The following is a 26,479-nucleotide window of genomic DNA, read 5'->3' on the forward strand; positions in this document are numbered from 1 at the left end:
CACATGGCTGCTCCGCTTGTCAAGCTCATTGACCGCGCCGTCATCAGAATGGCTCGGCTTCACCTGGAAAAACGGGTATATGGCAACAGCCACCTGGCGGAAGCCAAAGCACTCCTTGAAGAACAAGACTTTTTCGGTAACCAAGTCGAGCCGGTCGATGAGATGAAATTTTTCGGATCGTTCGACTTTTCCTGCAACTCACCGGTTGCGGGGGTGGCCCCGCAAAGCAGTCAAGTTTACGGCAAATTCTATCGATGCGGTGACAATTGGCGCAAGAGGCCGGTGGTGATTATGCTGCATGGCTGGAACGGAGAGAACTGCTACCGATTATTATTTCCCTTGCTGGCCCGTTATTGCTGCCGACATGGAATCAACCTGCTGATGTTCGAACTTCCCTGCCATGGCAGGCGCCGGGCACCGTCTGGAGCCGGCAGTGATTTTATCTCGGCCGATCTTTCCGCCATGGTCAAATCGACCAGACAGGCCATCGCCGATACACGCGCTCTGCTGGGCTGGTTGAAGCAGGAAGGCTGCGGCCCCATCGGAGTCTGGGGAATTTCTCTGGGCGCCTGGCTTGCCGGATTGCTGGTCTGCAATGATGAGCGACTAAAATTTGCGGTCGTGATGTCTCCCATAGTGCGTATGGATCGGGCAATCGAGGAACTCGAATTCTGTGTACCGATCCGGCGCAGCCTGGCCGGGCGTGAGATCCCATTCCATGGATTGAACCTTGTTGATCATCGACCCTTAACTGATCGAGGTAATCTGCTGCTGCTGGAAGGCCGCCATGATGTGTTCGCACCACAGGCACGGGTCGAGGAACTCTGGGAGATCTGGGAGCGGCCGCCGATCGAGCGCTTCAACCACGGGCATATAAGTATTTTGGTTTCATGGAAAGCGATGAGACGGGCGCTGCGGTTCATTGAGGACCGTGCACCTTGACAGAAGCAATGAAATAAACCAAAAACCTGCCTGCTGAAGGTTGGCCCGTCTTGTTGATCCGCCTCCTTTTTTGCGGTGTCTGGATCAGCCGGGGGGATCTTCCTTTTGAAAGTGCTTGCCATCAAAAGAGATAAAATGAACATCATCAAGCTTCGGCAGACCGGCGATTTTCCAGGCCTTCATGGGATTGACAAATTCATGCTGAACACATTCTTTTTCATGGCCGATATTTTTGCAGACATAATTCAGTATTGGAAATGCATGGAATTTTCCCCAATAATATCTCATGAATTCGATGATTTCCATTTGCTCATCGTCGAGTTCTTCGATTCCCTCGTTTTTGGCTATCTGATGGGCAACATCACGATTCCAATCTTCCTTGTTGATCAGAAAACCTTCCTCGTCCAAAGTAATTTTTTTTCCTGCTACGGATATCTCAGTCATAATGGTTTTCCTCTTATTCGTGTGTAAATATGTTTTGAACTTACTGAGTAATTAGCAAGGATCATACCACCTTTCCGGATCTGTCGACAAAGCAGAAGCCAAAGCGTGTATTTCAGCGTCGTTACATCTTTTTTTTAGAGCAAACGAATTGTGATAGCAAGGTCCAAGTCAGGTCAATTTGAACTGCATTAAGCAGAAATGGTTGAAGTCCATTTTTACAGGACGGATTTAAACAAACCTGAACTGCAGGAATTTTGGGTTGCTTGTATATCAAATTGAAGCATAGTATAATTTATCGAGGACTCCGTGATAAAGCAAATACTCCTCCTGGTGTATCGAGCTTTATTGAAGTCGGAGTTTATGCCTGTACGGGTGCTTATCGCAGTGTCCATCTCGGCAACTTCAATGGCTTTTTACGAAATTATCCTTGATGGTGTCTCCGGGACAATCAATCCCGGTATCAAATGCTCCGAGATCCCTTCAAAAAGAGGAAGTTGCCATGTTGAACCGGATGCTTTTATCCTTGTCTATGGCTGTGGTCGTTACCTTTGCCGGCTGTTCAACCGCCTATAAGGCAAAACCCCTGCCTTTTAAAACCCCGGAGGCGTATCACAACACAGTCCAGGTCGGTAAAACCTGGATCGGTGGCCAGGCCTTTGCCGATTCGGAGCAGGCAAAGAATGCCTTTGGTTTTGATATTCGTGGCGCCGGCATGTTGCCGGTGCAGCTGGTTTTTGATAATCAGGGCAACCAAACGCTGGAAATCAATCCTTCGCAAACCTATCTGGTCGACAATGAGGATAATCTGTGGCCTATTCTGTCCGATCGTTTTGCTTATGAGCGCGCCACCAAATACGCCCAGACCGAACAGATTTTCAAGGAGGGCGCTTACGGCGGATTTCTGGGAGCAGCGGCCGGTTCTCTGATCGGTGCTGCCATCGGTATAGTCAGTGGAGATAATGTCGGCACCGCTATCGGCAAGGGAGCGGCGGTAGGCGGCGCGGCCGGTGCGGCACTTGGAGGCGCTAAGGGAGGTGCCGGCGGTGAAGCCCGATCTGCCATCGTCCGGGATTTGCGCGATAAATCACTTGAAAATAAAGCCATCGGCCCGGGCAATCTGGCTCACGGCATTATCTTTTTCCCGGGAGAGGCTCAGTCGGCCAAGCAACTGAGACTGCAGCTGGTTGAACCTGACAGTGGCCAGTCGCATACCGTCGTACTTCCTTTTCAATTGCCTCAGTGAAAACGGCTGATTTCCCTCCGTCGTCACTCAGGGCTTGATATGCGAAGTTGGCACGATGCCTTTTTTTTAAGTGGTGCTTGATCGTATATAAAAATAATATGTGGTATCTCCAATATTCATCTTTGAGCAAGTTTTTCGAGCTGCTCAAAATAATCCGGAAATGTCTTTGAGGTACAGCCCGGATCGTTGATGGTGACCGGAGTGTCGCCCAGAGCGACCAGAGAGAAACACATGGCCATGCGATGATCGTTGTAGGTGTCTATTGCCGCATGATGAAGCTTCCGTGGTGGCGTAATCCGGATAAAATCCTCTCCCTCTTCCACTTCCGCGCCCACCTTTCTCAACTCGCAGGCCATAGCGGCCAGTCTGTCCGTTTCCTTGACCCGCCAGTTATAAACATTACGGATGACTGTCGGCCCTACGGCAAAGAGGGCGGTGACAGCAATGGTCATGGCAGCATCGGGAATATGGTTCATGTCAAGATCGACACCTCTGAGCCTGCCCTTTTCCGCCTCGATAAAATCATCGCCCCAGGTAATGGCGGCTCCCATTTTTTCCAGCACTTCGGCAAAGAGAATATCCCCCTGCATCGAGGCCCGACCTACTCCGTTCACTCTTACTTTTCCTCCTTTCACAGCCGCAGCGGCAAGAAAATAGGAAGCCGATGAGGCATCGCCTTCTACAAGGAAGGTTCCGGGACTATGATATCTGCGACCGCCGCCGATGACGAATTTATGGTAATCATGGTTTTCCACATCGATCCCGAAGCGCCGCATCATTAGCAGGGTAATATCTATATACGGTTTGGAAACCAGCTCTCCGGCTATACTAACGACTGAATCGTGCAGAGCCATAGGCGCGGCCATGAGAAAAGCTGTGAGAAACTGGCTGGAGACGGAACCGTCGATCGATATGTTGCCGCCCTGTAGTCCCGAACCTTGTATACGCAGTGGAGGGTAACCGTCATTGTGCAGATAAGTGATATCCGCACCGGCCTGTCGCAAAGCATCGACCAGATCGCCGATCGGACGCTCTTCCATGCGCGGTTCGCCGCGGAGTGTATAGGTACCCCGGCCCAGGCAGAGGGCGGCGCACAAAGGCCGCATGGCTGTACCGGCATTGCCTAAAAAAAGTTCCAGATTCTGAGGGGCAAATGGCTTCCCCTCACCGCTGACGATGCAGGTGGTGCCGTTGTCCTGCAGCCTGAAGTCCACCCCCAGGGCGCGGAGACTGTTCAGCATATGGCGAATATCATCGGCATCGAGAAGATTGGTGAGGGTGGTTGTTCCTTCGGCCAGTGCGGCCAGCAGCAGAGCCCGGTTGGAAACGGATTTCGAGCCGGGAAGATCGATTACCCCCTCTATTCGGGAGATGGGCTGAAGTGTCAGCGACTTCATGTTTTTTTCCTTGATGTTGGGGGATTAATCAATTTTCAGAGGCTCGGCGAATTCCAGAAGTCGTCGGCCATATTCGCTTTTAAGCTCATCGAGAAATTCCCGGTCAATCTTGCCTTTCCAGGTGGTTACCGAATAGAAACGTTTAGGAATGGTGATCTCCTCTGGCTGAAAACCGGTGGCGAAACGGACCTGCCAGCGGAGTTTGCGGATATTTTCCGCAGTTTGCTCCAGGGAGGAGGCCAGATCCCCGTACCCTGCAGTCGTAAGACAATCGGCAAGAATTTCACCGGTGTACACCGAACGGGCGAAAAGACAGGCCACCATGGAGGTGAGGAGGACGCGGCCGGGCTCGTCGTCCAGCAGAAAAGAGACGGCTTTATCAACATCTTTTTCAGTGTGCTTCTGGTCCCAGGAGTAGGCGCCGGTGTCGAGGTGGGAATGCCTGAAGCCCAGAGCCTGGGAGGCAAAAAAGAGTTCTCCCGTGGCGTAACCCGCCATTTCCTGACCGAGGACACAGGCAAACTCCGTGCCGCCGTAGTGTTGCGCAGCCTTAAGTGTCCCCTGGCCCAGAGTTCTGTAGAAATCATTGATGCCCTTGCCGAGGAAAGCGGCCGCCTTGATATAGTTTTCAGTGCCACCGAAGCGCAGGGGAACAAGGGTTTCATTCTCGGAGATCAAACCGCGCTCGCTTGCCTCAGTTGCCCAGGCCAGGGCGACACCGCCGGACATGGCATCCAGGCTGACCTTCTCCAGGGTGTCGAGAATGCGCAGGATATCAAAGCTCTCGGTAACCCCCAGCATTGAGCCTGCCGCGAAAATGGGTTCATAATCATAGGCCACCTGGTGAAAATGGTATCTGTTGGCCTGCAGGCTTTTTTCGCGAAAATAGCCGATATGGATGCAGCCTACCGGGCAGCCTGAACAGGCACCATTGCGCAGCAGTGCATCATCGGCAAAAGATTCTCCGCTTATTTTGGAGATAGCGGGGTCGGAGGTTTTCTGTAAATTTTTCCAGGGTAGCGACTGCAGTTCGTTGAGCGGTTCAAGATTGGCGGGTGTACCGAGGTCGAAGTATTTATGCATCATATCGGTTGCGGTCAGGCGGTCGTAGAGCTCCTGATATAACTTGGCATACCTGCTGTCCTCCGGTTGGTTGAAATCGCTGTCGCCATGAATGATAATTCCCTTGAGGTTCTTATCCCCCATCACCGCGCCGCCGCCGAGTCTGCCGAAATGCCTGTAGGTATCGATATTGATGCAGGCCATGGCCGAGCCTGATTCGCCGGACTGGCCGATGCGCAGGATGGAGCGGTGGCCGCTGTTTCTGCTGAACATTTTGCGCATCAGCCTGCCGCTGGACAGCGCGTTCATGCCTCGCATAAAGCCGACGTCCCTGCATTCGATATGATTCGAGCCGATACTGAGACAGCAGAGAGTTTTGGCTTTGCCGGTAATTACGATTGCATCGAGATCGGCAAACCGCAGGGCGAACGCCGCTCTGCCGCCGCCGTGGCTTTCGGTGTACTGGTTATGATAGGGGGATTTGAAGGCGCAGACCATCTTGCTCATCAGGGGAAAGAGGCCGGTTAAGGGGCCGATGGTCAAAATGAGGGGTTGCTCTTCGGCATTCCAGTCTCTGTCCATACGCCCATAGGCGATAAAGAGCAGAGCTGCGAGTCCACTGCCACCGGCAAACCGGTTGCGTCCGTCATGATAGACAATTTTACCTCTTTTTTCGGAGAGGTCATAGAGGAGGATCTTGAATTGCTCACGGATCATAACAGAACCTCCTCAATATCGTCTATTTTTTGGAAGTCGAGGCATCCCTGGGGACAAAAATCAACGCACCTTCCGCAATGAATGCAGACGAAAACGTTCCCTTCACCATTTTGATAAATAGCGTCTACAGGGCAGGCCGGAACACAGGAACCACAACGGATACACAGTTTTTTGGAGAAGACGACTCCGCCGCCTTTTCTCTGGCTGTAGGCCTTTGTCGGGCAGGCTTCGGCACAGGGCGCCGGGTCGCAGGAGAGGCAGCGGGTGGTTCTGAAACCGGTTGAAAGTCCTCCTGAAGACTCGATGCGGATTCCGGCGCAGTTCCAGGAAAGCCTCTTGTAAACCAGTCTGGCACAGGCCAGGGAACAGGAGTGGCAGCCGGTGCATTGATCCATGCGGGGTGTGGTAAGTTGTTTCATGGTGTATTGGCAATAATCCTTTGTAAGTTGCATACTAGGTTTTTTTATACTTTCGTTATATTATGTCAGCGTTTTCATTATAGCAACCATCAAGTTCCTAAGGGTTTATTTAAGAAGAGAACGATTCCCGGGTTGTGATTCATATCCTGCCGGAAATTTAATATTGGCTGTTGCCACTCCGGAGAAAAGCGGATAAATAGAGGTAACCAATTGGAGTTGCGATAGGGCCTGCCCGATCAAGTTACCGTTAATATACACAGGATATGAAACGTCCGGAGGTTTTCATGAAATTCCCAATAGACTTGAGCGTCTATAAACAGCTGGTTTTTACTACGGATCAAAAGGAACTGGGGGTTGCGCAGCGAGAGCAGCTGAAGAAGAACATAGAAGTGGTGAGAGACAGTATCATTTTCTTCACCGCGCTGGCAAATTGCAAGGGACTGGGAGGTCATACCGGCGGTGCCTACGATATTGTCCCGGAAGTTCTCATCATGGACGGCTTCATGAAGGGCGATGACCGTTTTCATCCTGTCTTTTTCGATGAGGCGGGACACAGAGTCGCCCTGCAGTATATCATGGCGGTACTCAACGGCTATGCCGATGTCTCCTCTTTGCTGCATTATCGGGAATTCGAAAAAGGGTTGTACGGACATCCTGAAAGAGATGATCAGCGCGGAGTGTTTTTCAGTTCCGGAAGGCTCGGCCATCTATGGAGCTATGTGAACGGCGTTGCCGAGGCACTTACCGACAAGGTCCTGTTTCTGCTGGGCAGCGACGGCTCACAACAGGAAGGCAATGATGCCGAGGCGGCCAGGTATGCCGTCGCCCGCAACCTGAACATAAAATTGATCATCGACGATAATGATGTCACCATAGCAGGCAACCCCAGCACCTATATGCAGGGCTTCGATATTGCCAAGACCCTCGCAGGTCAGGGCATGGCCGCCAATGCAGGGGATGGCGAGGATGTCGACGATCTCTTTGCCCGCATCAGGGAAAGTCTGCTCCATGATGGACCGGTGGCGCTGGTGAACAAGCGCAAAATGGCAATCGGTGTTCCGGGTATCGAAGGACTCCCCAAGGGACATGACGTCATTCCCGTAGACATGGCCATTGCTTATCTCGAATCCAAGGGATATCCGGAAGCGGTCCTTATTTTGCAGGATATGGATAAGCCGAATAATGGTGATGAATATTTAGGCAGCACCAAAGAAACGGCGAAATGCCGCGACGATTTCGGCAAGATTATCTGTGAGATCCTCGGCCAAATGGATAAACCGGAAGATTCCGTGATTGTGGTCGATTCGGATCTCGAGGGTTCCTGCGGCCTTCACCATATCCGTAAAAACTACCCCCAGGTCTATGTATCCGGCGGCATTATGGAGAGGAACAATTTTTCAGTGGCGGCCGGTTTCGGCTCGGTCTCCGGAAAACAGGGAATTTACGGTACATTCTCCGCCTTTCAGGAGATGGTAATCTCCGAAATCACCATGGCCAGGCTGAACAGGGCCAATGTAATAGCCCATTTTTCCCATGCCGGTGTCGATGATATGGCTGACAATACCAGTCATTTCGGCATCAATAACTTTTTTGCCGATCATGGCCTCGGTGCAGATGATACCACCAGGCTCTATTTCCCCGCCGATGCGCTGCAGCTTAAGGCCATGTTGGAAACAACATTCAACGATGAGGGGCTACGCTTTATTTATACCACCAGGTCGGCCACCCCGTTTATCGAAAAGAAGACAGGCGGGAGATTTTTTGAACAGGGCTACAGCTTCATCCCCGGTAAGGATGAAATTATCAGGGAGGGTACCGCCGGGTATATCGTCTCCTATGGAGAGATGCTCTACAGATGCCTTCACGTGGTCGAACTGTTGGCCGGCGAGGGCATAGACATCGGCCTGATCAACAAGCCGACCCTGAATGTAATCGACCGGGAAATGTTGGCCAGAGTGGGCAACACCAAAATGGCGCTGGTGGTCGAGACCCAGAACGTCAAAACCGGCCTGGGAATCCGTTACGGGACCTGGCTCCTTGAAAACGGCTTCACCACCAATTATGGGTATCTGGGAACTCACAGGGAGGGACAGGGCGGTCTCACCGAACAGATACCCTACCAGGGACTGGCAATAGAGGATATTCTGGCCAAAGTTCGTACCCTGCTGTAAATAGCTAGAGCAGTAGAGTAAAAAAAGGCAGCCTGATCCACCACCAGGCTGCCTTTTTTTATCCTGTTCGATTTAATCCTGTTTGTGCTGCTCTTCTCATTCAGGAGATGGGATTGTAGCTCTCCCCCCTGCAGTACATGAGTCTGTAGTTACAGACACCATTTCGTTGATAAACGCGCTCTGTTCAGGTTTTTGCAGGAGAGCTGTTCACAGGCACCTGGCCCAGCAGTGCGAGGAGGTGCTTTGCTGCATTGACGGCACCATCAAGGTTCACTAAATTCCGGGATGAACTCTGGTGGTGTGGTAAATTGTGCAGAATCTCGGCAAGCCGGTCTTCCCCGGTATCTTCCGGCAGGGTGGTGAGAGATATTCCCGGTGTATGTTTGAGTATGTCAAGATGCTGCTGCTGTTCACTGTCCAACATATCACGAAGAATGACCAGGGCCGGCAACGACAGACTGAGAACATCGACCAGACTGTTGTACCCTCCATAGATCAGGGCGCATCGTGAATGACGCAGGGATGTTATATAGCGCCGGCTCGGTTCTTCGACGTCGCACCAGGGAAGCCGTTGAAAGAGGGTGTAGAATTCAGCAGATCGTGGATGCGAAGCATCAAGGTAAAGAATCCAGCGCCCTGCGGTATCGCCCATTTCTGCTAAAACAGCATGGAGATGCCTCAGAAAAGTCGGAGTTTTTTCGCCGATCCATGGTACTGAAACCGTGCCGGCTAACTTTTCTCCGCAGAAACTGAAATCCTCGCTGCGCTCTCTGATGCCGGAGACATAACCGCATTCAACCGGAACAGTATTAAAATTTTTTCTGATTTCGGTAAGCTGTGCAGTGCCTAAAATTGTGGAATCGCCATACCAGAGCAGGGAGGTATAGTGCTTGATGAACAGAGAGGTAGCCAACTGGGAGCTCACCTGGCTGACCTGTCCCACTATTCCGCGCAGACCAAGAACCCACTGAATTTCCGCGGCATCTGCTTGAAGTGCAGGGAGAAGTTCTTTGTGCTTGCCCTGAGGGGAATGATCGGCGAGAATGAGGCGTGGGCGGTAGGTTTTGACAATGTTTAAGATCTGCTTACTCCGCAGCCTGCCGAGCTCATTGTCGGCAAAATTGCTTTTGCCTTTGACTCCCCGGGATCGTCCACTTTCAACCACGGTTTCATAGGAGGGAAGCTTCAGCCAGTCCAGGGGAGCCTCGCCGATCAGCTCCTGGGAAAGATTGCAGCCGGAGAGGAAAAGCACCCGGAGATCAGGAGCAAGCCGCCGCAGGGCCATGCCTATGGCAATAGTACGGCTGGCATGGCCGAGCCCCCGGCCATCATGAGCATATAGCAGTACATCCAGTCTGGGAACGGCGTCCATTGGTAATCGTTTATAAAAACAGCGAAAAATTAGTTAAAAGTGTTAAAGCTGTTAAAGCTAGTGCTAATGCTTCCAGCATAGAAGTTTCCGGCAGGGAATGCAATCACGACTTTGACATCACAGATGTGCAGATAAAAGAAGGCAGATGAAAATAGCCTATTATATGCCGTTCAAGCCTCTAGGGCATAAGAATCCCTCTGGTGATCTCATTATCGGAACTGAGCTTTTTCACTTTCTTGAAGCCGGTGGTGCCGAAATCAGCACGATCTCCAGGTTTCGCTGCCGCTGGATCTATCTCAAGCCCTATCTTTGGCCATATCTGCTGTTCGAACTGCTCCGGATTATCAGGCGTTGCAACAGGGAAAAACCTGATATCTGGCTGACATACCATTCCTACTACAAAGCGCCTGATATCATCGGCCCTCTGTGTTGCCGTTTGCTGAAGATTCCCTATGTCATCTTCCAGGGAGTCTATTCAACCAAGAGGCGCAGGTCCATGAAAACCTGGATGGGATTCCATCTCAATCGTCGGGCGCTGTTGCAGGCTGCTTGTGTCATGACCAACAAGAAGACCGATCACGCTAATCTGGCACGGCTGCTTCCTCCTGTTCGTCTCCTTTATATTGCGCCGGGCCTGCATCCGCAGGGATTTCGATTTGACGATGATGCCCGGAGTGAGATTCGCCATCAACTGCAGGTTGAGGATCGGGTCGTGGTCATAACCGCGGCGATGTTTCGACCGGGTGTCAAGGCCCGGGGAATCTGCAAGGTAATACACAGCTGTAGTGCACTTATTGCAAACGGCTGCGATACCCTGCTTCTGATAGCCGGTGACGGCAACGAAAGGAAAATGCTTGAGAAAAAGGCAGCGTTGGAACTGGGTGACGCAGCCGTCTTTTTAGGGAAGTTGCCGAGAAAGATGATGAGAAAGTATTACAGCGCCGCCGATATTTTTGCCTTTCCGGGAATAGAAGAGTCCCTGGGCATGGTTTTCCTTGAGGCCCAGGCCTGCGGACTTCCGGTGGTGGCATACAGCGACTGGGGAGCAAGCGAAGCCGTCGTCGATCTAGAAACGGGATTACTTTCTCCGGCAGCCGAAGAGGAAAAATTCACCGAAAATCTGCATAAATTAGCAGATAATGCAGACCTGCGGCGCAGCATGGGAAGGGCAGCCGCCGAACATATCGGAAAATTCCATGATATCGACAGCAACTATACCCTGGTATACCGGAAGCTGCATGAGATCGTCATGGACAAAGATGCGGAAGTGTCAATCAGACCTTAAACCTGATATTTAATATATCGCCGTCCCTGACGATGTATTCTTTGCCCTCAACCTTCATTTTTCCGACTTTTTTCAGTTCAGCTTCGCTGCCGTATTCCATAAGCTCATCATACTTCATGACCTCGGCCCTGATAAAGCCGCGTTGAAGATCGGAATGGATAACCCCGGCAGCTACAGGCGCCGGAGAATTGCTTCTTACCAGCCACTGCCTGACTTCATCCTCTCCAACCGTGAAAAAGGAAATCAGACCCAGAGCCCTGAGGCACAGCCTGGTGAGGGTACCCAGCGCCGCCTCCTCGATCTGCAGATCTTCAAGAAAGTCCTGCTTCTCTTCCTCGGAGTCGAGCAGGGCGATTTCCGATTCTACCTGAGCCGAGACCACCATGGCCTCCATCTTTTCGGCGCTGCATTTTTCTTCGGCTTCTTTGAGAATGTCGCTGTTATTGAGGTCCTCTTCGGAGACATTAAAGGCAAGAATCATCTCTTTACGAGTGATCAAGGGGTAGCTTTTAAGAAGGAAATCCTCGTCCGGGGAAATCTCCAGCAGACGTAAAGGCTTTTCATGTTCGAGGTGGTCGAGCATTTTATTGAGCAGGATGAGCTCTTTTTCCTGATTTTCGTCCTTCTTCTTTTTAATTGCGGTCTCGATCCGTTCAATTCGCTTTTCCACGAAAATCTGATCATGCATCAGCAGTTCCGAACAGACCATTTCCATATCCCGGATTGGATCGACAGAGCCCTGGGCGTGATAGACCGATTCGTCCTCAAATGCCCGGATCACATGACAAATGGCATCGACATCGGCGATGTCCTTGAATATATCGCCTTTGGCAATGTTCTCCTGTTCAAGTTTAGGCAGCAGCATCAGTTCAATTTTCGCCCGAACCTCACTTTTGGGGGAGTAGAGCCGCACCAGTGCGTCAAATCTGCTGTCAATAATTTCGGCGCTGCCGGGCAGAGGTTTGGGCGGACCCGATTGTTCGCGAAGTATATTACCGGTTAAGGTTTGGAAGAGAGTTTTTTTACCTGTCTGGGGAAGGCCGATTATGCCGATTTTCATGGGATTACCTGGAATATTAAAGAGAGATGCTGCAGTTTGGCAAAATAGGACGCTTCTCTGCTCAATCTCCGATCACGTCGAACAGCTAGCTTTGCTGCTGCAAGACAAAAGGAAATTTCGTTACGTCACGCCAAACAGGATCTGGGATCATATCACGATGACTGCAACGGTTTATATTTCCTCTTCGAAGAAAAATCAAGAGGAACCCATTATCAATGGTATATTTTCCAAGACTGGAGGGCGGATCTCTCCAAGACGGCCTTCAGCCGTCATTCCGGTTGGCCCTGAATGACGGCAATGATATTTAAAGATGAATTTCAGGTAATTGTGCAGAGTTCAGGTCTTGGCCTTCTGCGGATTTTAAAACCCGGAGAACAACGCGATCAATCCGCTCTATCGACTGAATCCTCCACCGCCTCGCCTGTTTCTTCAGCTGAATCCTCCACCGCTTCACCTAAATCTTCAATTGCTTCACCGGTTTCCTCCATGGGTTCTTCGGAGGTGTCACAGCCGTATACCCCAAAAGCGAGCATTGCAATTATACATAAGCGCATGATATTTAATATAGTTTTCATGTTTTCCTCCTTTGTTGGAAGCTTTTCCCTCCAACATTATATGGTTTCATTCCTGCCTGAGTTGCTGTACATCGTTATCATATAGAACATCTGCATAGAACCGGAGCGGACCGAACCCTTGGATAGCAGGCTCAGCTGCGCAGGACATAGCATTGGCCCGGACCATCTTAATCATAGCCCCGCAATTTCCAGTAACACCAAAAAGCCGACAATAAGTGCTGCCACCGGAATAATCACCAACCAGGGGTTGCCGGCCTGAACAAGGTCAATCAGAGTCTTGTCACCAAAACTTCCGATGGGCAGGACTTTTTCCTTTAGACGAGGATAGACGGCGGCATAGAGACCGGCGCCGACCATAATGCCGATGCCCCCTCCAATCAGGGCATCCAGCGCTCCATGTCCGACGGCACCCACCGATGTTCCCGGACAATATCCAAGAAGGGCGAAGCCGATACCAAAGAGCAACGGTCCCGGAATGGTTGCTCCGATTGAACCTGCTTTCTTGTGAAGGCTCACCCAGCCGGCGCTATGCATGGCATATACCCCCAGCATTCCCGTTACGATCGCGGTCAGAATAATTTTTACGACGGTAAAATCCTGGAGCAGCAGTTGCTGCATGATGACTTCATAGTAGCAGACCCCCCCCTTCTGCAGGAGAAAGCCGAAAAGAAACCCGATGATCAGTCCGAAAAAGTATTGCACCCGGGTACGGCTGTGGAGTTTTTTCAGCATATCGCCTTCCTAGATGATCCGGTAGAGGAGAAACGCAACGGCGACCCCCCCGAAAAAGAAACAGAAGACCGCTATCCAGCTGCTCAGCACAAGCTGCATGGTGCCGCTGATACCATGGCCGCTGGTGCAGCCGGATCCCCAGCGTGCCCCAAAACCAACACAGATGCCGCCGAACAGGGCGACGCTCAGACGCAGCAGAATGTTTGAGCCGAAGGTTTCTTCCCACATTCCCGGCACCCATTTCCAGTTGATGTCTCCGGAAAGCCACGCGGCCGTATACGCCCCCAGGAACAGTCCAAGGACCAGCATCCATTCCCAGTCTATCCTGGGAGTCTTTTCCTGATAATAGAGCTTCTTACGAACTTTTGGCCCGCGCAGAGCTACTTCTATCATGCCTGCGCTTTTGGCAAACGCAGTGGAAACTCCTATGGGGTGATTGGAGAGCAAAAAGGCCAGCCAGGAGAGAATTCCAATTCCCACTCCGACGAGATATGGCGACCATGCGGAAGCGAAGAGATAATTGGCGATTGTTTGAACTATTTCCATTTGCCGATCATCCCTGCTGCAGTTCGCAGCCCACATTTTTACAGGCCTGCATCGATCCGAGGCTGTCTTCCACCTTGTCGAAGCCATGGCGTTTCAAAATCGAAGCCGCTATTATTGCCCTTTTACCGCTGCCGCAGAAAGTTACCGTGGGTTTGTCCGGATCGAGTTCATCGATTCGATTCCGAAGTTCCCCAAGAAAAATGTGGGTAGCACCCGCCAGTCGGCCCTGTTTATATTCGCTGATCTGGCGGACGTCGAGCAGGGTGAAGTCTTCCTTGTTTTTCAGGCGTTGCTCAAGGGCTGCGGCATGGACGGCTCCGATACGATCATACTTGAGACCACTGACTTCCCAGCTGTGCATGCCGTTTTTAAGATATCCTGACAGGCGTTCATATCCGATGCGGATAAAATGCTCCACCGCTTCAGAAATCTGCTCCGGCGTCTCAGGTATCAGGATAATGTCGGTATCGTAATCCAGCAGATATCCGGCATATGCCGGTATCATTTCCAGCGGCATGGCGAGGCTGCCCGGTATGAAAGCACCGGCATACGCCTCTGGGCTGCGTAGATCAAGAAGTACGGCCCCGTCCTTCTGTGCCTTCTCCACATCTCCGGCACTCAACGGTATCGGTTGCGGCAGCGTGTGCAGGGGCGGCGAACCGTACTGGTTATATTCTTCCATTTTTCGGAAATAGGGTGGCTGATAGTGATGTTCATTGACCTTGAAATCGATAAAGGACTCCCTGTCTGTCTTCTTGAGCACCGGGTTGTGCAGCCGTTCATGTCCAATAGTCGAGAATTCGCGGGAAGCCATGCTGTCACCACAAACCGATCCGGCGCCGTGGGCCGGATAGAGGATGGTCTGGTCTCCCAATGGCAGAAGTTTTTCGAAGATGGAATCATACAGCGCGCCAGCCACCTCACGTGCCCGATCAGGGTAGAAATCTGTTCGACCGACATCTCCTATAAACAAAGCATCGCCGGTGAACACCCCCACTGCATCATCACCGTAGTTTTTATCGGTAATGACAATGGAAATGGATTCAAAGGTATGTCCGGGAGTTTCGAGAATTCTCAGAACTAAATCACCAACTTCAAAAGTATCGCCCTCGGAAACGCCTTCGCCGTAAGAAAAATCGAGCGCTTTGCCGTGATGAATAGTTGCTCCCGTGCGCCTGGCAAGATCCTCGGAACCGATGACGTAATCTTCATTGCGGTGGGTTTCAAATATCCTGGTTATTCGAGTGCCTTGCTGCGCGGCTATTTGCGCATATATTTCACAATCGCGTCGGGGGTCGATAACAACCGCATCACGGCCGTCACCGAGTATGTATGATAGATGGGCTATACCTTCAGATTTAATTTTTTCCAGAAACATCATTGATCTCCTTTTTTATAGGATGATGCATGGTCAGCAACTCTTCAAAAATACCGAAGCAATAAATATACCAAAAGAAGCTGCTTCAAAGAGTGCCCGGAGGACAGAGGCCTTACATCAGCTTTCAGTGGTACCGGAGCATCAATTGGATTGTATGATGATTCAGCATAAAACCGAAGGGGGGGAAGGCGGGGGTTGAAATGGGCTTTGTTCAACTGGAGCAACCTGTGCCGGTAAAATTTGCCTCGTACCGGAAACACCGAATGTCACCATAATTTCAGTCAGGAAGACTCCCCTTTGCCATGGACGCCTGCTTTCGTCCGATCCAACTGGAAATTTTCCTGCAGGGCAGGACAGGATAAGGTTCGAAGAATCATCGGAATATTATCTTGGCAGTGGCAAATCGGCTCCAGTCCGGAAAAGCTGGAGAATTGCTGTTGCTGGCATGTATTTCGCAACAAGCTAAGTGGAATCATATACCTTGAGGAATGCTTGATTCGTAAAAAGTCGGATCTACGTACATAAAGATCGAACTTTCTCGAAGTCTGCGTTTATCGCAGAAACTATCTCGGCAATTTCATGACCTTTTATGAGATCATCGGAATCCTCATGAACAACACTTCATTTATGCTGCTTAAGGAGATCTGATATGATTGGAAACATTCTAAAGCTTGGTGGGTATGTATTGCTGGCCAGGGAAGCGGCTGATTTTGTCATCAGCTCACAGCAACACCGGGAAAGAGAGCAGTACAGAAAACAGGCAGCCTGTTCGGTTTCGGGTTCGTTGATTGGCATGGCGGTGGGAGTTGGAATCGGACTGCTTTTTGCCCCACGACCCGGTAAAGAAACCCGGGAGATGATTTCCGAATCCGCCTGTAGCCAGCTTGAACGCCTGCAGTCCGGGATTATGGAAGGTAAGGATCAGGTGGTCGACATCATACATAAAAAAAAGGAGAAACTTTGCTCCGAAGCCGAAGAAGCAATAGAGAAAGCTGCAGGATAATGATGCCTGTTCTGCAGGAGATTTGATCTCATAAAAAAGGAGCAGGGATAAAAATGACTCTTACCGTGACCGTTGAAGGAATTATGCTGTTGCTGCTGGGAATAATAGGGCTTGCCGTTGGCATCTACCTGCTGGTGGTTCTGAAGAACGCTAATAATCTCATCCTCAATGTAAATAAAACATTGGCGGAAAACCAGGAGAAGATTGACCAGCTTCTTGCTCATCTGGAAGAGATAAGCGGCAATACCGCTCTTTTCAGCGGGCAGCTGAAAAGGCAGTTCGAGAAAAACGAGCTTGTGGTCAGTTCAATCTTCCAGACGGGAGCCGATTCATTACTCCTGGTCAATGATGCTACCAGCCGGATCAGGACCCTTGTTGGGAACGTCAATGAAATCATCAAGGTTCTGAGTCGGTTCTTAAAAAAATGATTATGACGGTTTGGTTGAGGTGACAAAACCAGCATTGGATTCAATACCGGGACAAACCGTTGGGGAGAGAGAAAAAATCATGCAGGTAACCCTAACGCTGAATCATTTCATAATAATGTTTTTCTGCGGAATTCTGGTGATAATCATCGTATATGCTCTGCAAATCTACAAGAATATCAATGAAGAATTATCGGCCATAACAGCCAGGATTACCAGATTTCAGGAGCGCATCTCTCGGGCAGCTGAGAAGATGCAGCAGTCAGCTGCTGATTTCCAGTGCATAAGCGAAGAATTTACCGGGAAAAGAGCATCCTGCCGGAAAAAGAATGATCGCTGTGCAATCGGTATTTCAGAAAGCATAGCTGATTTCAAGGAGGCCCTGACGATTTTGAGACATGGGGGCATGCTGAAAAAGAAGAAAAGATTTTTTAAATTTTAGAATTCGGAGGTAATGCTATGTTTTACTGGGCTGTTGTTTTTTTGATTATCGGCTTAGTTGCCGGAGTGTTTGGATTAACAGGAATAGCCGGTGCAGCTACAAATATTGCCTGGATCCTATTTGTGATTGGATTGATCCTGTTTGTCGTTTTCCTGATCTTTGGCAGAGGATCTTCCGCCAGATAACGGAGGCAGCCGAATCCGTTTCCCTTAACCTGCTTTGGCAGGTTAAGGGAATCCTGTTTTAGATTCAGGTACATTCACGTAATCTTCCTGAATCAGAGGATAATTTCTGTTGCCCAAATTTCGAAAACAGATGGTTCAGTGAGGAATTCATCCGTCAACCGATTGAGTGTGCATGGCACTGACCTGTTGCGCTGTTTTCTGGCCTGAGCCTGGAGTTTCTACAGGAATTAAGGATGAGGTTGCCGTCTGCGTGGCGGCCTATATATAGAAGAACACCAAAATGAGACTAACAAATATGGAGGAAAAATGAGCGAACATAAATTCCTTCTCCATCTGCGAGAAGATCACCAGGAACAGAAAGAACTGGGTAGAAAACTTGTGGAGGCAAAATCTTCTGAAGACCGCCAAAAATTACGGCAGCAGTTTTACAGCGCTCTCTACCCGCATATGGTAGGTGAGGAGGCCTCAATGTTCAAGCTGCTCAGTGAAGCTGACGACGAAGAGGTCAAAGATGATGCGCTCGAGGGACTGCAGGAGCATCATGTGGCAAAAATCATTCTCCGGGAAATCATGGAAATAGATACGCAGAGTGCTATTTTCAAGGCAAAGGCCAAGGTCCTGGATGAAATCAATCGGCACCACATTGAAGAGGAGGAAGAAGATGTTTTCGGCCACCTCAAGAAGATGTGCAGTGAAGACCAGATGGACGAGCTGTTCGAGAAATATGAAAAGGCTGAAGACGAGGTTGAGTCATAAGCTGTTTCGCCTCACTTCTCCGCGCATGATGCAGAGATCAGATTTCTGATAGGAGGAGAGTTGTTTATATAGTAAAGAGGCAAGAGAAGAATACATCGGGCATCCTTCTCTTTTTGCGGCAGGAATGATGGTGCCGTCAGCACGTTAGGAGCCATGCTGACGGCTTTTGTTTTTAATGACCTGGGCTTATTTAGTTACTACTGGGACTCTGGGTGTCGATCTTCTGAGGATCTGTGAAATCCTGGGTATCTATGTTCGTCTGAGGAGCCGGTTCCATAGGATCTGGATCCATCTGGTCGGTCATCGTGGTATCCCCTGGGTCTTCTTTTTCCCACGCCGGCGCTACACCGTAGTGAGTTTCCAGGTCACGCCGATAATCACGATCAGACAATTCGGCCTGTGCCGGGACGTTTTCAAGTCTGTTTTCATCAATAGTAAGTTTGGCCTGCTCACCGTCAAACTCGAATGCTCCCAGCGGTGCGGCTACTATTTCCTCACCAGTCTCAAGCGCCCCTTCCCTGGAAATGGTGACGAACTGTACCTCGCCCGTTTCCGTATCGATCCTTACCTCTTTGATTTCACCGATTTCATCACCTGTCTGCGAGACGACCTGCATTCCCTTTAATTCCTCAGCAGATTTGATTTTGGCTGATTCCAGCTGTTGTTCTGCTGATGATTTCGTGTACTCATCCGCTGCGTAAAGCGGAACTGTAAAGGCCAGTGTCGCTGCAGCTGTGATCAACTTTGTAGCTAATTTATTCATGATTAGTTCCTCTTGGTAACTATCTTATTGAGTGGTTAGGTGCATCCATTCTGTCCTGTTTTCCAACCAGCTGAGCTGCAGACGCTGTATATTAAGCGTCTCTGTGCTATCCAATTTAGCAGAAAGCCGGTTATCAGGCTGGTTGCTAGCGTATACTTTAGTGGAGCAATTATTATGCCAGCGGAAAAGAGAAAGCGGAGGGTGACAATAAGCTTCCTCAACGGCCTCCAGCAAGCAAAAAAGGGGTGCCGCGAAGGCACCCCTTTTTGATTACAATAATGAATGGCTGCGGCAACGCCGCTTATGCGGTGTCACCGGTTGCAGATAAAGACGGATCTCTTAGTTCTGGGTATCTATTTTCTGTGGATCTGTAAACTCCTGAGAATCTATGTTCGTCTGGGGAGCCGGTTCACCAGACTCTTGCATCTGCGGACCCTGGGTGGTGTCGCCTAGATCTTCCTTCTCCCATGCCGGAGCCACACCATAGTGAGTCTCTAAGTCGCGCTGGTAATCTCTGTCGTTAGCCTCTGCTGTCTGCTCCGGGACATTTTCGAGCTTGGATTGGTCAACGGTCAATGTAGCCTGTTCATCGCCAAATTCGAAGGCGCCCAGCGGAGCTGCAACTTCCTCGCCGCCCATGCCGAGAATACCGCCCTTGGAGATAGTGACGAATTGTACTTCACCGGACTGCTCGTCTATCTTGACGTTTTTGATTTCACCAATCTCTTCTCCCTCCTGAGAAACTACTGCCATTCCTTGAAGCTCCTCTGCTGTTATCAATTGACCGGCCTGCATTTTATCGGTCTGCATTTGACCGGTCTGCATTTGATCGGAATGCATTTTATCGGACTGCTGCTGAGTTGCACCCGCCGGCTGTTGAGAGTCGGATTTCATACCAGGCTCGTCAGCGGCATAGAGTGGAATAGCGAAGGCCAATGCTGCGGATGTGATAAAAGTGATTGTTGCTTTCTTCATTTTGTTCCTCCTTGATAGATGAATCGAGATGTTTCGGTGAATGCACCTTGCATCCAGTCTTCCTTTATCCCAAAAGCGGTCTGTTTGATCAGACCGTGACTGCTGTTTCTTTTCAGCAGTTGTTCTGTATGAAGCAATTACCATGCCAGGACTTAAAAGATGTCCGGCTCATGGGCCGGAATGGATAATTATTAGGGAATTAGAGTGACTTGCTCGGAAATTGGTAAGTTCCTGACACAATGTTCGGATTGGCGGACTGGAAGTTTAAAAAAATGAACTCAGAGAGCGACAAATTCATTTCAGGGCTACAATAGGAGAAGAAGAGGGGGAGTAAAACGCCTGTATGACCAAATTTGCGCAAAAAAAAGGGTGCCACTACGGCACCCTTTACGGCAGGAATGAATGAAAACCGGCGGCCACTACATGATCAGGCCGCCGTTGATGATAATATGAGATATGGCTCAATCGCCCGTTCAACATGCATGTTACTGCTGAGTATCGGGAGATTCCTGCATATCCGTAGAGGTACCCGGGGTGGACTGCATGTCCGGGGAAGTAGCCGGATCCTCCATACCCGGGGATTCAGTCTCGGGCTGCATAGTCGGATCAGTTGTTTGTGGCTGGTCCATTTGGGTATCTTGCTCCCATGCCGGGGAAATACCATAATGGCTTTCCAGCTCGCTGCGGAATTCCTGATCAGACATGTTGGCCTGCTGCGGAGCATTGTCCAGCTTGCTCTGGTCAACGGTCAGTGTAGCCTGCTCCTGGTCGATCTGCAAAGCTTCATACGGTACAGGAGTCTCTTCGCCGCCCATACCCAGCACTCCACCTCTGGAAAGGGTGACAAACTGGATTTCACCGGTCTGCTCGTCTTCGGTGACGCTCTGAATTTCACCGATTTCTTCTCCATCCTGAGAGACTACCTTCATGCCTTCCAGATCCTTGGCAGACTTACCTTCCATCGCTCCTGCCTGCGCCGGATCTTTGTCACTCTTGTCCCCTGCTGCGTAGAGAGGGCTGGCTAATGCCAGCGTCGCTACAAGTGCGATAAGAATTGTGGATAATTTCTTCATGTTGTTCCTCCTTGGAATGAGTAGGGATGTCGCGTATCATTCATTCTGCCTTTATTCCTGAACGCTGCTTAAGAATTCGGCACAGGTACCGTTTTCTTAAGATTGCTCCTTATGGAGCAATTAACATGCCAGGAACAAAGAAAACGGAAAGGAGTAAACGCGATGAAACTCCAAGAAAAATATCCGGGTGGAGAAGAGGAGATGGATTCAAGTCCATCTTTGCAGGAATCCTATCCTGCCTGGCAGGATAGGATTTTACATGGTTATATCAGTTGGTTGGGTGTTGCTAGTTCTGCCGAGTCCGTCTTGAATGTTTGGCGTCGGCCAGAACAATGCGATCAATATCGGTCATCTCCAGGAGTTTATGGTCATCGGCCAGAGTACGGGGAATAATGATAGTGATACCATACCCTGTCTGCAGAAGGTTAAGGTTGGAGGTAAGGCTATCGGATTGGACACCACTCGGGGGCTCAATATAGATTTGCTCGTTTTCGATATAGCGGAAAATATCTTTTATATGGTTCAGGCCGATGGTAAAGAGAGCGGAGCGGTTGCCGACTGCTCCCCGGAGGAATTCATATTCAATTACACCGGGTATGTTCTGCAGAAGTTGAGCGGTCCTGACTTCTTGAAGGTATATCAGTTCATCTATGTTGCCGGCAATTTCATCTGTTCCGCTGCCGGCATTTTTCAGTTTGCCGAGACTGCTGCGCACTGCATTATAGATTCTCCTGTCTTCTACCTGACAGGCTTGCAGGTTATAGTGCTGCATGAGCAGTTTTTCGGCGTTTACACCTGGTGAGTCGGCAGCCAGGCTCTCCAGGAGAAAAGCATTGTCCAGTTCGGGACGCAACTGATTAGAAGCATGAACAGTTGAGGGTGCCGATATGGTTTTTCCAGCGGCGAAATATCCTTCCGGAAGCAACAAATCCAGGCGTCTGTTTTCCTTCAGCCATTCTCCTATGCGGAATATCTCCATTTGAGTTCGGACAGTGGTACTGTTATTGGCACCGCTGTTCGGGTCCCGATGGCTGATCCCGATGATATAAAGCTGTTTGGGGCTATGCGGATTTATACGGAAGATAGCGTCACCATATTCGGCTGGCATATCTAAATAACCGGATGAATCTTGTGTGCGCTCAGGTGAGGCTAATACGCTCCCCGAGGCGGACAGGACCAATAGTGTACATATGATCAGAAAAATACCCGGGAGAGGCTTTTGGGCGGCGGCGATCAATGTGCTGCATGCAGATGCCGCACATTGGTGGACGTTGCGAAATGTATGATATGTAAATAGCTGCATTTCCTGTTATTTTCCCTGTTCCGGCTATATGGTTCGTGCGGGCGGGAAGATATACAGAAAAATTCGCTCTAATCCGTATCTGGCAATCCCGCTGTCTAGGGTTACACGCCCTTTTAGACCGGTGACTTTGCGCATTCACCTTTCGATGAATTTGCCTTTATCAGATAGTTTCTTGGGTAAGTGACTTTGACTATCACTCACATTTCGCGATAAATTACCATACCCCCTAATACCTGTCAACGGATGAATGATTCCTGAAAACTGTGCAAACCCAGTTGTACAAAGGGTATCAGAAGGTGTTTTGGGAAATAAAATGAGTATTCCTGATGCAATACGAGTGGAGCAAATCGTGATGGTGTAATAGAGAAAAGAAAATGTGTCCGAAAAAAAAACTTTAGAAGCTACAGATACGATCGTAAATTCAGCAGCATATGAGTTTTTTTTGGAATTATTATATTTTTTCACAAACCAATAAAAAGGCGAGTCCGATTAGGCGGTGAGAAATCCAGTCCCGTAGGATTGGTACTGTCGGGTTGGACAGGTAAAAATACCTGAATCCAGAATGATTCACGCTATGTACCGAAAAATGGAAGCTGCAGTGATTTGTCTTTGTGGCACATTTATTGTATAACTGACTTTATCAGTTGAATAGAGTGGTCTATTCAAGAAGATGAAAAAATCAAATTGTTGAAAAAATAGGAGAAAAACTATGTTGGTGAAAAAAAGTCCGATTATTCTTACGCTTATACTGCTTGTCTTCTTTATTCCTATGATGTCGGGGTGTTATACTCCTGCAGGGCGCAGCGCCGGAGAGGTTATCGATGACTCCACAATTGCGACAAAAGTCAAAGCGAAGCTCTTTGATTCCAGTGAGCTGAGTGGGTTTGCCATCAATGTCGATACCTTCGAGCAGGTGGTAACCCTGACAGGTGCCGTTGAAACTGAACAACAAAGGGAATTGGCTACGGAGATTGCCGAATCGGTGAAAGGAGTACAGAGTGTAAATAATCTCCTTGGCCTTAAGTAATCCTGGCCCCGACATTTCACGAGTCTGGCAGGTTTATGGATGAACTGCAGCCTCAGGAGTAAGGTACTCATCAGCACTCCCCGGGGGGAAAATGGATAGAAAAGCATCAATAGATAAAGAAAAGGTTGATCCGGAACGGATGGAGGTCCTTCGGGGGCTGCCGATAGAAATAAAGCAACAGATAACGGGAGAGGAAGCAAGGGCATTTCTCCATAAGGAACCTCTTCCCGATACCCTGATAGAAAAACTGAAGGGTTATCTGGATTTAGATGAATGATGAGGGGTATGTAGTAGAAAGCTGGGAAGTATCACTGTCAGTTTCGGGTTGGATTGCAAATGAAGACGATCGGAAGAGTGCGGCAACGGAAGCTGCCGCACTCTTACCTGAAAGAGAATTATGATCAAAAATCCATTACTACGGTAATGGAGGCACCCAAGCTTTACACCTTAAAGCTTCCCACTATTGTTTTCAGCTCAGAGGCGCGACTTAGCAGGTCATCGGCACTCTCCTTGACATCATTGCTGCTGTTCGAGATACTATGAGCCGAAGCCGAAACCTCTGTAATGTCCCGGGTAATATCGGCGGCGACAGTGGAGCTCTGATTGACATTTTCATTTACTTCCTCGATCCCCTGGCTTGCCTGGGAGATATTGTCGGCAATTTCCCGGGTAGCCGCGGTCTGCTCCTCCACGGCGGTTGCTATTGTTGAGACAATATCATTTACGCCGCTGATCACCGAGGAAATCTGGCCGATCTCATCTCCTGTCATTCTGCTGGTATTCTGAACGTTTTCAATCAATGTCTTAATATCGAGTGTGGCTGCAGCCGTCTGCTTTGCCAATTCCTTGATTTCATTGGCGACAACGGCAAAGCCCTTGCCGGCTTCACCGGCCCTGGCTGCTTCAATGGTTGCATTGAGGGCCAGGAGATTGGTCTGCTCCGATATTTCAGTAATAGTTTCCGTTACTTTGCCTATTTTATCCGCGGCCTGTCCCAGTTCGGTCATCTTGCCTGAAGCGCTCTGGGCCTGTTGCACGGCGTCGGCGGATACATTTCTCGCCTTTTCCGCATTTTCGGCAATTTCATTTATGGTGGCGCTCATCTCCTCGGCAGCGGTGGCTACCATATTGGCATTTGTCGAAGATTGCTCCATTGCCGCAGCCACGTTATTCAGATTGGCGCTCATCTCCTCTGAGGCGGTGGCGACATTGGTGGCTCGTTGAGAAGTGTTTTCAGAGTTGGCCAGCAGGTCCTGCGAAATTTGTGAAAGACTGGTCGAGCTGACGGCTACGCCTTCTGAACTTTCGGCAATCTGCTTGACGATGCCTTGCAGTTTTTCGATAAAGACATTGAACCATTTTGCCATATCTCCGATTTCGTCTTTGGAGGAGACCTTCAGGCGCATGGTCAGATCGCCTTCTCCTTCGGCAATATCCTGCAGTCCGGCAACGGCGTCGTCTAAAGGTCTGGTGATCTTTTTCGAGAAGATGAAGACTAATATGCCGACAATCAGCAGAGCGGCCAGGGTCGTGAAAGCGATGCTGTTGCGAAAGGCATGCGGTTCTTTGAGGAATTCCGCTTTATTCTGGGTTAAGGCAATGCTCCAGTCTTTTAATGGAACAGGCGCATAGCCGGCAATTTTATCGACTCCCTTAAAGAAATATTCATTCACTCCCTGATTTCCGGCAAGCATTCCCCTGGTTATTTCTTCCATACCCGCCAATGTTTTCAGATCCAGGCTAAGAATGAAATCGTCATTGGGATGTGCGTTTATAATTCCTTTTTTATCAACCATATAGGCGTAACCTGATTCACCGACTGTTGTGGAGGAGATCAGGGCAACCAGAGCGCTTGCCTTCACCGACATTCCGAAGATCCCCAGGAACTGACCTGAATCGGAAAGAATCGGAGCGCTGACCACATAGATCAGTTTGCCCGTGGATTTCGAGCGGACAATCTCACCGACAACTGCTTTTCCAGTGCTTTTGGCTTCCTGGAAATATTCCCGGCTTGCCACATTCGATCCTTTGTACTCGTCACCGTTTGCAAGTTCTCCGGTGTAGAGCAGCCCATTCTCGTCTGTGACAAAAATCCCCAGATATGTATCATCAAGTGCTTTATACTTCTTCTTCATCTCGCTGCGCAGCACGGCAATGTCCTCTGTTGCCCCTTCCACACCGAGCTGTTTCACTTTTTCACCCACTTCCCGGACCTTGTAACCGGTTGCAAAAGCGGCAGCGGTTTTAGCCTGAAGCTCGATAGTCCTCTGTACAATGGAGGCAAGTTCATTAGCCTTGCTGAGGGCACTGGCCTTACCGGTATCAAGCAGAACACCGGTGATTTTGGGGATGGAGATAACCGCTACGATCAGCAGTGGAATGAAGACCGCCAGACAACCACCGGCAACCAGTTTAAATGAAATTGAATGAACATCGATTTTTCTCATACTTCTAATCCTCACCACAATAATTTAATTAACCGAGATAGTTAGATAACTAACAAACATATTATTTTATCGACGGATTTAAGCCTTTTCTTTAATGAATTTTTTGATTGAAAACACCTTTTCTTGAGGACATAGGTCTGGGAATTATAGGTTGGGGAAGAGAATTAACCAGCGGAAACAGATGCTTGTGAGAATTATTACTGAAAACGATAGTTGTGACTGCTTGAATCCATTTTGACGGTTAAGTGAGAAAGGACGGGCAGGAATTGAATATCCTTTCCTGCCCGGTCATCACCGCAATATCAGATAGGAGGTGCAATGGTGACAATGATGCGCATATCAGTGGTGGCGCGAACGCCATGCGGCTCGCGTATCTGCGAGATCAGCATTTCTCCGGTTTTTGCAGGAATCTCCTCATCGCCTTCGCCAAGGAAATTCCCCTCGCCCTCGATTACCAGGATGGACAATTCACCATCGAGATCGTGAGAGTGCACGGGGAAAGTGGCCCCCGCGGCCAGATTGAAATTAATGATTTTAAAATTCGGAGAATCTTCCACCAGAAAAAAGCGTTTCATTGCGCCTTCCGTGAACTCTCTGGTCGTGTTCAGGTCAATTTTTTTCATAACAGATCTCCCATTTGCAGATTTAGGAATATGAACATTGTCTTCATTCATCCTGTTTTCCCGGTACTGCCGATGTCACTTTGGAGCGATGGCTCATCAGTACCTGGTGTCTAT

27 protein-coding genes and 1 riboswitch are annotated in these 26,479 nt (G+C 49.6%); of the genes, 11 read left to right on the forward strand and 16 right to left on the reverse strand.

What is annotated here, in order from left to right:
• The first annotated feature begins 3 nt into the window (after window positions 1-3).
• Entirely contained in the window at window positions 4-942 is a 939-nt protein-coding gene (locus tag JWG88_RS11700; RefSeq protein WP_240194436.1) for an alpha/beta hydrolase, read from the forward strand.
• 84 nt (window positions 943-1,026) lie between these two features.
• Here the strand turns inward: JWG88_RS11700 and JWG88_RS11705 are convergent, their stop codons facing one another.
• The gene (locus tag JWG88_RS11705; RefSeq protein ID WP_205233947.1) at window positions 1,027-1,386 is read right to left on the reverse strand and encodes a TusE/DsrC/DsvC family sulfur relay protein; all 360 of its coding nucleotides are present in this window, start codon (window positions 1,384-1,386) and stop codon (window positions 1,027-1,029) included.
• A 499-nt stretch (window positions 1,387-1,885) separates the two neighbouring features.
• Here JWG88_RS11705 and JWG88_RS11710 point away from each other — a divergent pair, with 499 nt between their 5' ends.
• A complete protein-coding gene (locus JWG88_RS11710; protein WP_205233949.1) occupies window positions 1,886-2,629 on the forward strand; it encodes a hypothetical protein in 744 nt (247 codons plus the stop codon).
• Window positions 2,630-2,745: 116 nt separating this feature from the next.
• On the opposite strand, the gene aroA is transcribed toward JWG88_RS11710, so the two are convergent.
• The 3 genes from aroA to JWG88_RS11725 are packed head-to-tail and all read right to left on the reverse strand — an operon-like array spanning window position 2,746 to window position 6,224.
• The gene (gene aroA / locus JWG88_RS11715) at window positions 2,746-4,026 is read right to left on the reverse strand and encodes a 3-phosphoshikimate 1-carboxyvinyltransferase (RefSeq protein WP_205233951.1); all 1,281 of its coding nucleotides are present in this window, start codon (window positions 4,024-4,026) and stop codon (window positions 2,746-2,748) included.
• 24 nt (window positions 4,027-4,050) lie between these two features.
• Window positions 4,051-5,805, reverse strand: coding sequence for an aldehyde ferredoxin oxidoreductase N-terminal domain-containing protein (locus tag JWG88_RS11720; protein ID WP_205233953.1), 1,755 nt, complete (start codon window positions 5,803-5,805; stop codon window positions 4,051-4,053).
• Window positions 5,802-6,224: a 4Fe-4S binding protein gene (locus JWG88_RS11725; RefSeq protein WP_205234219.1), complete on the reverse strand. Its 423-nt coding sequence runs from the start codon at window positions 6,222-6,224 to the stop codon at window positions 5,802-5,804. Before JWG88_RS11725 ends, JWG88_RS11720 begins: the two co-directional genes overlap by 4 nt.
• A 284-nt stretch (window positions 6,225-6,508) precedes the next feature.
• On the opposite strand from JWG88_RS11725, the gene JWG88_RS11730 reads away from it, so the two are divergent.
• Complete coding sequence (locus JWG88_RS11730) at window positions 6,509-8,395, forward strand: transketolase C-terminal domain-containing protein (RefSeq protein WP_205233954.1); 1,887 nt, start codon at window positions 6,509-6,511, stop codon at window positions 8,393-8,395.
• A 184-nt stretch (window positions 8,396-8,579) separates the two neighbouring features.
• Here JWG88_RS11730 and JWG88_RS11735 read toward each other — a convergent pair whose 3' ends face one another.
• Window positions 8,580-9,767, reverse strand: a complete 1,188-nt coding sequence (locus JWG88_RS11735; protein ID WP_205233956.1) for a hypothetical protein — start codon at window positions 9,765-9,767, stop codon at window positions 8,580-8,582.
• Between the two features lie 145 nt (window positions 9,768-9,912).
• Here JWG88_RS11735 and JWG88_RS11740 point away from each other — a divergent pair, with 145 nt between their 5' ends.
• Complete coding sequence (locus JWG88_RS11740; RefSeq protein WP_205233957.1) at window positions 9,913-11,052, forward strand: glycosyltransferase family 4 protein; 1,140 nt, start codon at window positions 9,913-9,915, stop codon at window positions 11,050-11,052.
• Here the strand turns inward: JWG88_RS11740 and ychF are convergent.
• The 5 genes from ychF to JWG88_RS11765 all read right to left on the reverse strand — a co-directional run bounded on the left by ychF (window position 11,042) and on the right by JWG88_RS11765 (window position 15,346).
• Window positions 11,042-12,112, reverse strand: a complete 1,071-nt coding sequence (ychF, locus tag JWG88_RS11745) for a redox-regulated ATPase YchF (protein ID WP_205233959.1) — start codon at window positions 12,110-12,112, stop codon at window positions 11,042-11,044. The two genes, JWG88_RS11740 and ychF, sit on opposite strands and share 11 nt — an antisense overlap.
• A 383-nt stretch (window positions 12,113-12,495) precedes the next feature.
• Window positions 12,496-12,687 (reverse strand): hypothetical protein, encoded by a 192-nt coding sequence (locus tag JWG88_RS11750; protein WP_205233960.1) that lies wholly within the window; start codon window positions 12,685-12,687, stop codon window positions 12,496-12,498.
• A gap of 171 nt (window positions 12,688-12,858) precedes the next feature.
• The gene (locus JWG88_RS11755) at window positions 12,859-13,419 is read right to left on the reverse strand and encodes a YeeE/YedE thiosulfate transporter family protein (RefSeq protein WP_205233961.1); all 561 of its coding nucleotides are present in this window, start codon (window positions 13,417-13,419) and stop codon (window positions 12,859-12,861) included.
• 9 nt (window positions 13,420-13,428) lie between these two features.
• On the reverse strand, window positions 13,429-13,965 hold the full coding sequence (locus JWG88_RS11760; RefSeq protein WP_205233962.1) for a YeeE/YedE thiosulfate transporter family protein: 537 nt from the start codon (window positions 13,963-13,965) through the stop codon (window positions 13,429-13,431).
• A 7-nt stretch (window positions 13,966-13,972) separates the two neighbouring features.
• Window positions 13,973-15,346: an MBL fold metallo-hydrolase gene (locus tag JWG88_RS11765; RefSeq protein ID WP_240194414.1), complete on the reverse strand. Its 1,374-nt coding sequence runs from the start codon at window positions 15,344-15,346 to the stop codon at window positions 13,973-13,975.
• Between the two features lie 646 nt (window positions 15,347-15,992).
• On the opposite strand from JWG88_RS11765, the gene JWG88_RS11770 reads away from it, so the two are divergent.
• From JWG88_RS11770 to JWG88_RS11790, 5 genes are all read left to right on the forward strand, one after another.
• Window positions 15,993-16,346: a YtxH domain-containing protein gene (locus JWG88_RS11770; RefSeq protein WP_205233964.1), complete on the forward strand. Its 354-nt coding sequence runs from the start codon at window positions 15,993-15,995 to the stop codon at window positions 16,344-16,346.
• 53 nt (window positions 16,347-16,399) lie between these two features.
• Window positions 16,400-16,774 carry a hypothetical protein gene (locus JWG88_RS11775; RefSeq protein ID WP_205233965.1) on the forward strand — a complete coding sequence of 125 codons (375 nt, stop codon included), beginning with the start codon at window positions 16,400-16,402 and terminating at the stop codon, window positions 16,772-16,774.
• 79 nt (window positions 16,775-16,853) lie between these two features.
• Entirely contained in the window at window positions 16,854-17,213 is a 360-nt protein-coding gene (locus JWG88_RS11780; protein ID WP_205233967.1) for a hypothetical protein, read from the forward strand.
• 17 nt (window positions 17,214-17,230) lie between these two features.
• Window positions 17,231-17,398, forward strand: a complete 168-nt coding sequence (locus tag JWG88_RS11785; protein ID WP_205233968.1) for a DUF1328 domain-containing protein — start codon at window positions 17,231-17,233, stop codon at window positions 17,396-17,398.
• 306 nt (window positions 17,399-17,704) lie between these two features.
• On the forward strand, window positions 17,705-18,154 hold the full coding sequence (locus JWG88_RS11790) for a hemerythrin domain-containing protein (protein WP_205233969.1): 450 nt from the start codon (window positions 17,705-17,707) through the stop codon (window positions 18,152-18,154).
• Window positions 18,155-18,344: 190 nt separating this feature from the next.
• Here the strand turns inward: JWG88_RS11790 and JWG88_RS11795 are convergent, their stop codons facing one another.
• The 4 genes from JWG88_RS11795 to JWG88_RS11810 form a co-directional block, all read right to left on the reverse strand.
• Window positions 18,345-18,917 (reverse strand): PRC-barrel domain-containing protein, encoded by a 573-nt coding sequence (locus tag JWG88_RS11795; RefSeq protein WP_205233970.1) that lies wholly within the window; start codon window positions 18,915-18,917, stop codon window positions 18,345-18,347.
• Window positions 18,918-19,256: 339 nt separating this feature from the next.
• A complete protein-coding gene (locus JWG88_RS11800) occupies window positions 19,257-19,892 on the reverse strand; it encodes a PRC-barrel domain-containing protein (RefSeq protein ID WP_205233971.1) in 636 nt (211 codons plus the stop codon).
• Between the two features lie 485 nt (window positions 19,893-20,377).
• A complete protein-coding gene (locus JWG88_RS11805; protein ID WP_205233973.1) occupies window positions 20,378-20,965 on the reverse strand; it encodes a PRC-barrel domain-containing protein in 588 nt (195 codons plus the stop codon).
• A 286-nt stretch (window positions 20,966-21,251) separates the two neighbouring features.
• Entirely contained in the window at window positions 21,252-22,073 is an 822-nt protein-coding gene (locus JWG88_RS11810) for a hypothetical protein (RefSeq protein WP_205233974.1), read from the reverse strand.
• Window positions 22,074-22,346: 273 nt separating this feature from the next.
• Window positions 22,347-22,434, reverse strand: a riboswitch (cyclic di-GMP riboswitch).
• A gap of 543 nt (window positions 22,435-22,977) precedes the next feature.
• Here JWG88_RS11810 and JWG88_RS11815 point away from each other — a divergent pair.
• Complete coding sequence (locus tag JWG88_RS11815) at window positions 22,978-23,295, forward strand: BON domain-containing protein (protein ID WP_205233976.1); 318 nt, start codon at window positions 22,978-22,980, stop codon at window positions 23,293-23,295.
• A gap of 91 nt (window positions 23,296-23,386) precedes the next feature.
• Complete coding sequence (locus JWG88_RS11820; protein WP_205233977.1) at window positions 23,387-23,572, forward strand: hypothetical protein; 186 nt, start codon at window positions 23,387-23,389, stop codon at window positions 23,570-23,572.
• 163 nt (window positions 23,573-23,735) lie between these two features.
• On the opposite strand, the gene JWG88_RS11825 is transcribed toward JWG88_RS11820, so the two are convergent.
• A complete protein-coding gene (locus JWG88_RS11825) occupies window positions 23,736-25,742 on the reverse strand; it encodes a methyl-accepting chemotaxis protein (RefSeq protein WP_205233978.1) in 2,007 nt (668 codons plus the stop codon).
• Window positions 25,743-26,044: 302 nt separating this feature from the next.
• A complete protein-coding gene (locus JWG88_RS11830; protein ID WP_205233979.1) occupies window positions 26,045-26,365 on the reverse strand; it encodes a cupin domain-containing protein in 321 nt (106 codons plus the stop codon).
• Window positions 26,366-26,479: the final 114 nt, after the last annotated feature.

The organism is Desulfopila inferna (assembly GCF_016919005.1).
Lineage (GTDB): Bacteria > Desulfobacterota > Desulfobulbia > Desulfobulbales > Desulfocapsaceae > Desulfopila_A > Desulfopila_A inferna.

What these genes read in the sequence shown, in the direction of transcription:
- JWG88_RS11730 (WP_205233954.1), top strand. Translation starts at nt 6,509, where the DNA reads ATGAAATTCCCAATAGACTTGAGCGTCTATAAACAGCTGGTTTTTACT.
- JWG88_RS11820 (WP_205233977.1), top strand. Translation starts at nt 23,387, where the DNA reads ATGGATAGAAAAGCATCAATAGATAAAGAAAAGGTTGATCCGGAACGG.
- JWG88_RS11830 (WP_205233979.1), bottom strand. Translation starts at nt 26,365, where the DNA reads ATGAAAAAAATTGACCTGAACACGACCAGAGAGTTCACGGAAGGCGCA.
- JWG88_RS11780 (WP_205233967.1), top strand. Translation starts at nt 16,854, where the DNA reads ATGCAGGTAACCCTAACGCTGAATCATTTCATAATAATGTTTTTCTGC.
- JWG88_RS11775 (WP_205233965.1), top strand. Translation starts at nt 16,400, where the DNA reads ATGACTCTTACCGTGACCGTTGAAGGAATTATGCTGTTGCTGCTGGGA.
- JWG88_RS11810 (WP_205233974.1), bottom strand. Translation starts at nt 22,073, where the DNA reads ATGCCAGCCGAATATGGTGACGCTATCTTCCGTATAAATCCGCATAGC.
- JWG88_RS11750 (WP_205233960.1), bottom strand. Translation starts at nt 12,687, where the DNA reads ATGAAAACTATATTAAATATCATGCGCTTATGTATAATTGCAATGCTC.
- JWG88_RS11825 (WP_205233978.1), bottom strand. Translation starts at nt 25,742, where the DNA reads ATGAGAAAAATCGATGTTCATTCAATTTCATTTAAACTGGTTGCCGGT.
- JWG88_RS11705 (WP_205233947.1), bottom strand. Translation starts at nt 1,386, where the DNA reads ATGACTGAGATATCCGTAGCAGGAAAAAAAATTACTTTGGACGAGGAA.
- JWG88_RS11720 (WP_205233953.1), bottom strand. Translation starts at nt 5,805, where the DNA reads ATGATCCGTGAGCAATTCAAGATCCTCCTCTATGACCTCTCCGAAAAA.
- JWG88_RS11795 (WP_205233970.1), bottom strand. Translation starts at nt 18,917, where the DNA reads ATGAATAAATTAGCTACAAAGTTGATCACAGCTGCAGCGACACTGGCC.
- JWG88_RS11765 (WP_240194414.1), bottom strand. Translation starts at nt 15,346, where the DNA reads ATGATGTTTCTGGAAAAAATTAAATCTGAAGGTATAGCCCATCTATCA.
- JWG88_RS11740 (WP_205233957.1), top strand. Translation starts at nt 9,913, where the DNA reads ATGAAAATAGCCTATTATATGCCGTTCAAGCCTCTAGGGCATAAGAAT.
- JWG88_RS11805 (WP_205233973.1), bottom strand. Translation starts at nt 20,965, where the DNA reads ATGAAGAAATTATCCACAATTCTTATCGCACTTGTAGCGACGCTGGCA.
- JWG88_RS11735 (WP_205233956.1), bottom strand. Translation starts at nt 9,767, where the DNA reads ATGGACGCCGTTCCCAGACTGGATGTACTGCTATATGCTCATGATGGC.
- JWG88_RS11815 (WP_205233976.1), top strand. Translation starts at nt 22,978, where the DNA reads ATGTTGGTGAAAAAAAGTCCGATTATTCTTACGCTTATACTGCTTGTC.
- JWG88_RS11700 (WP_240194436.1), top strand. Translation starts at nt 4, where the DNA reads ATGGCTGCTCCGCTTGTCAAGCTCATTGACCGCGCCGTCATCAGAATG.
- JWG88_RS11760 (WP_205233962.1), bottom strand. Translation starts at nt 13,965, where the DNA reads ATGGAAATAGTTCAAACAATCGCCAATTATCTCTTCGCTTCCGCATGG.
- ychF (WP_205233959.1), bottom strand. Translation starts at nt 12,112, where the DNA reads ATGAAAATCGGCATAATCGGCCTTCCCCAGACAGGTAAAAAAACTCTC.
- JWG88_RS11790 (WP_205233969.1), top strand. Translation starts at nt 17,705, where the DNA reads ATGAGCGAACATAAATTCCTTCTCCATCTGCGAGAAGATCACCAGGAA.
- JWG88_RS11770 (WP_205233964.1), top strand. Translation starts at nt 15,993, where the DNA reads ATGATTGGAAACATTCTAAAGCTTGGTGGGTATGTATTGCTGGCCAGG.
- JWG88_RS11725 (WP_205234219.1), bottom strand. Translation starts at nt 6,224, where the DNA reads ATGAAACAACTTACCACACCCCGCATGGATCAATGCACCGGCTGCCAC.
- aroA (WP_205233951.1), bottom strand. Translation starts at nt 4,026, where the DNA reads ATGAAGTCGCTGACACTTCAGCCCATCTCCCGAATAGAGGGGGTAATC.
- JWG88_RS11785 (WP_205233968.1), top strand. Translation starts at nt 17,231, where the DNA reads ATGTTTTACTGGGCTGTTGTTTTTTTGATTATCGGCTTAGTTGCCGGA.
- JWG88_RS11755 (WP_205233961.1), bottom strand. Translation starts at nt 13,419, where the DNA reads ATGCTGAAAAAACTCCACAGCCGTACCCGGGTGCAATACTTTTTCGGA.
- JWG88_RS11800 (WP_205233971.1), bottom strand. Translation starts at nt 19,892, where the DNA reads ATGAAGAAAGCAACAATCACTTTTATCACATCCGCAGCATTGGCCTTC.
- JWG88_RS11710 (WP_205233949.1), top strand. Translation starts at nt 1,886, where the DNA reads ATGTTGAACCGGATGCTTTTATCCTTGTCTATGGCTGTGGTCGTTACC.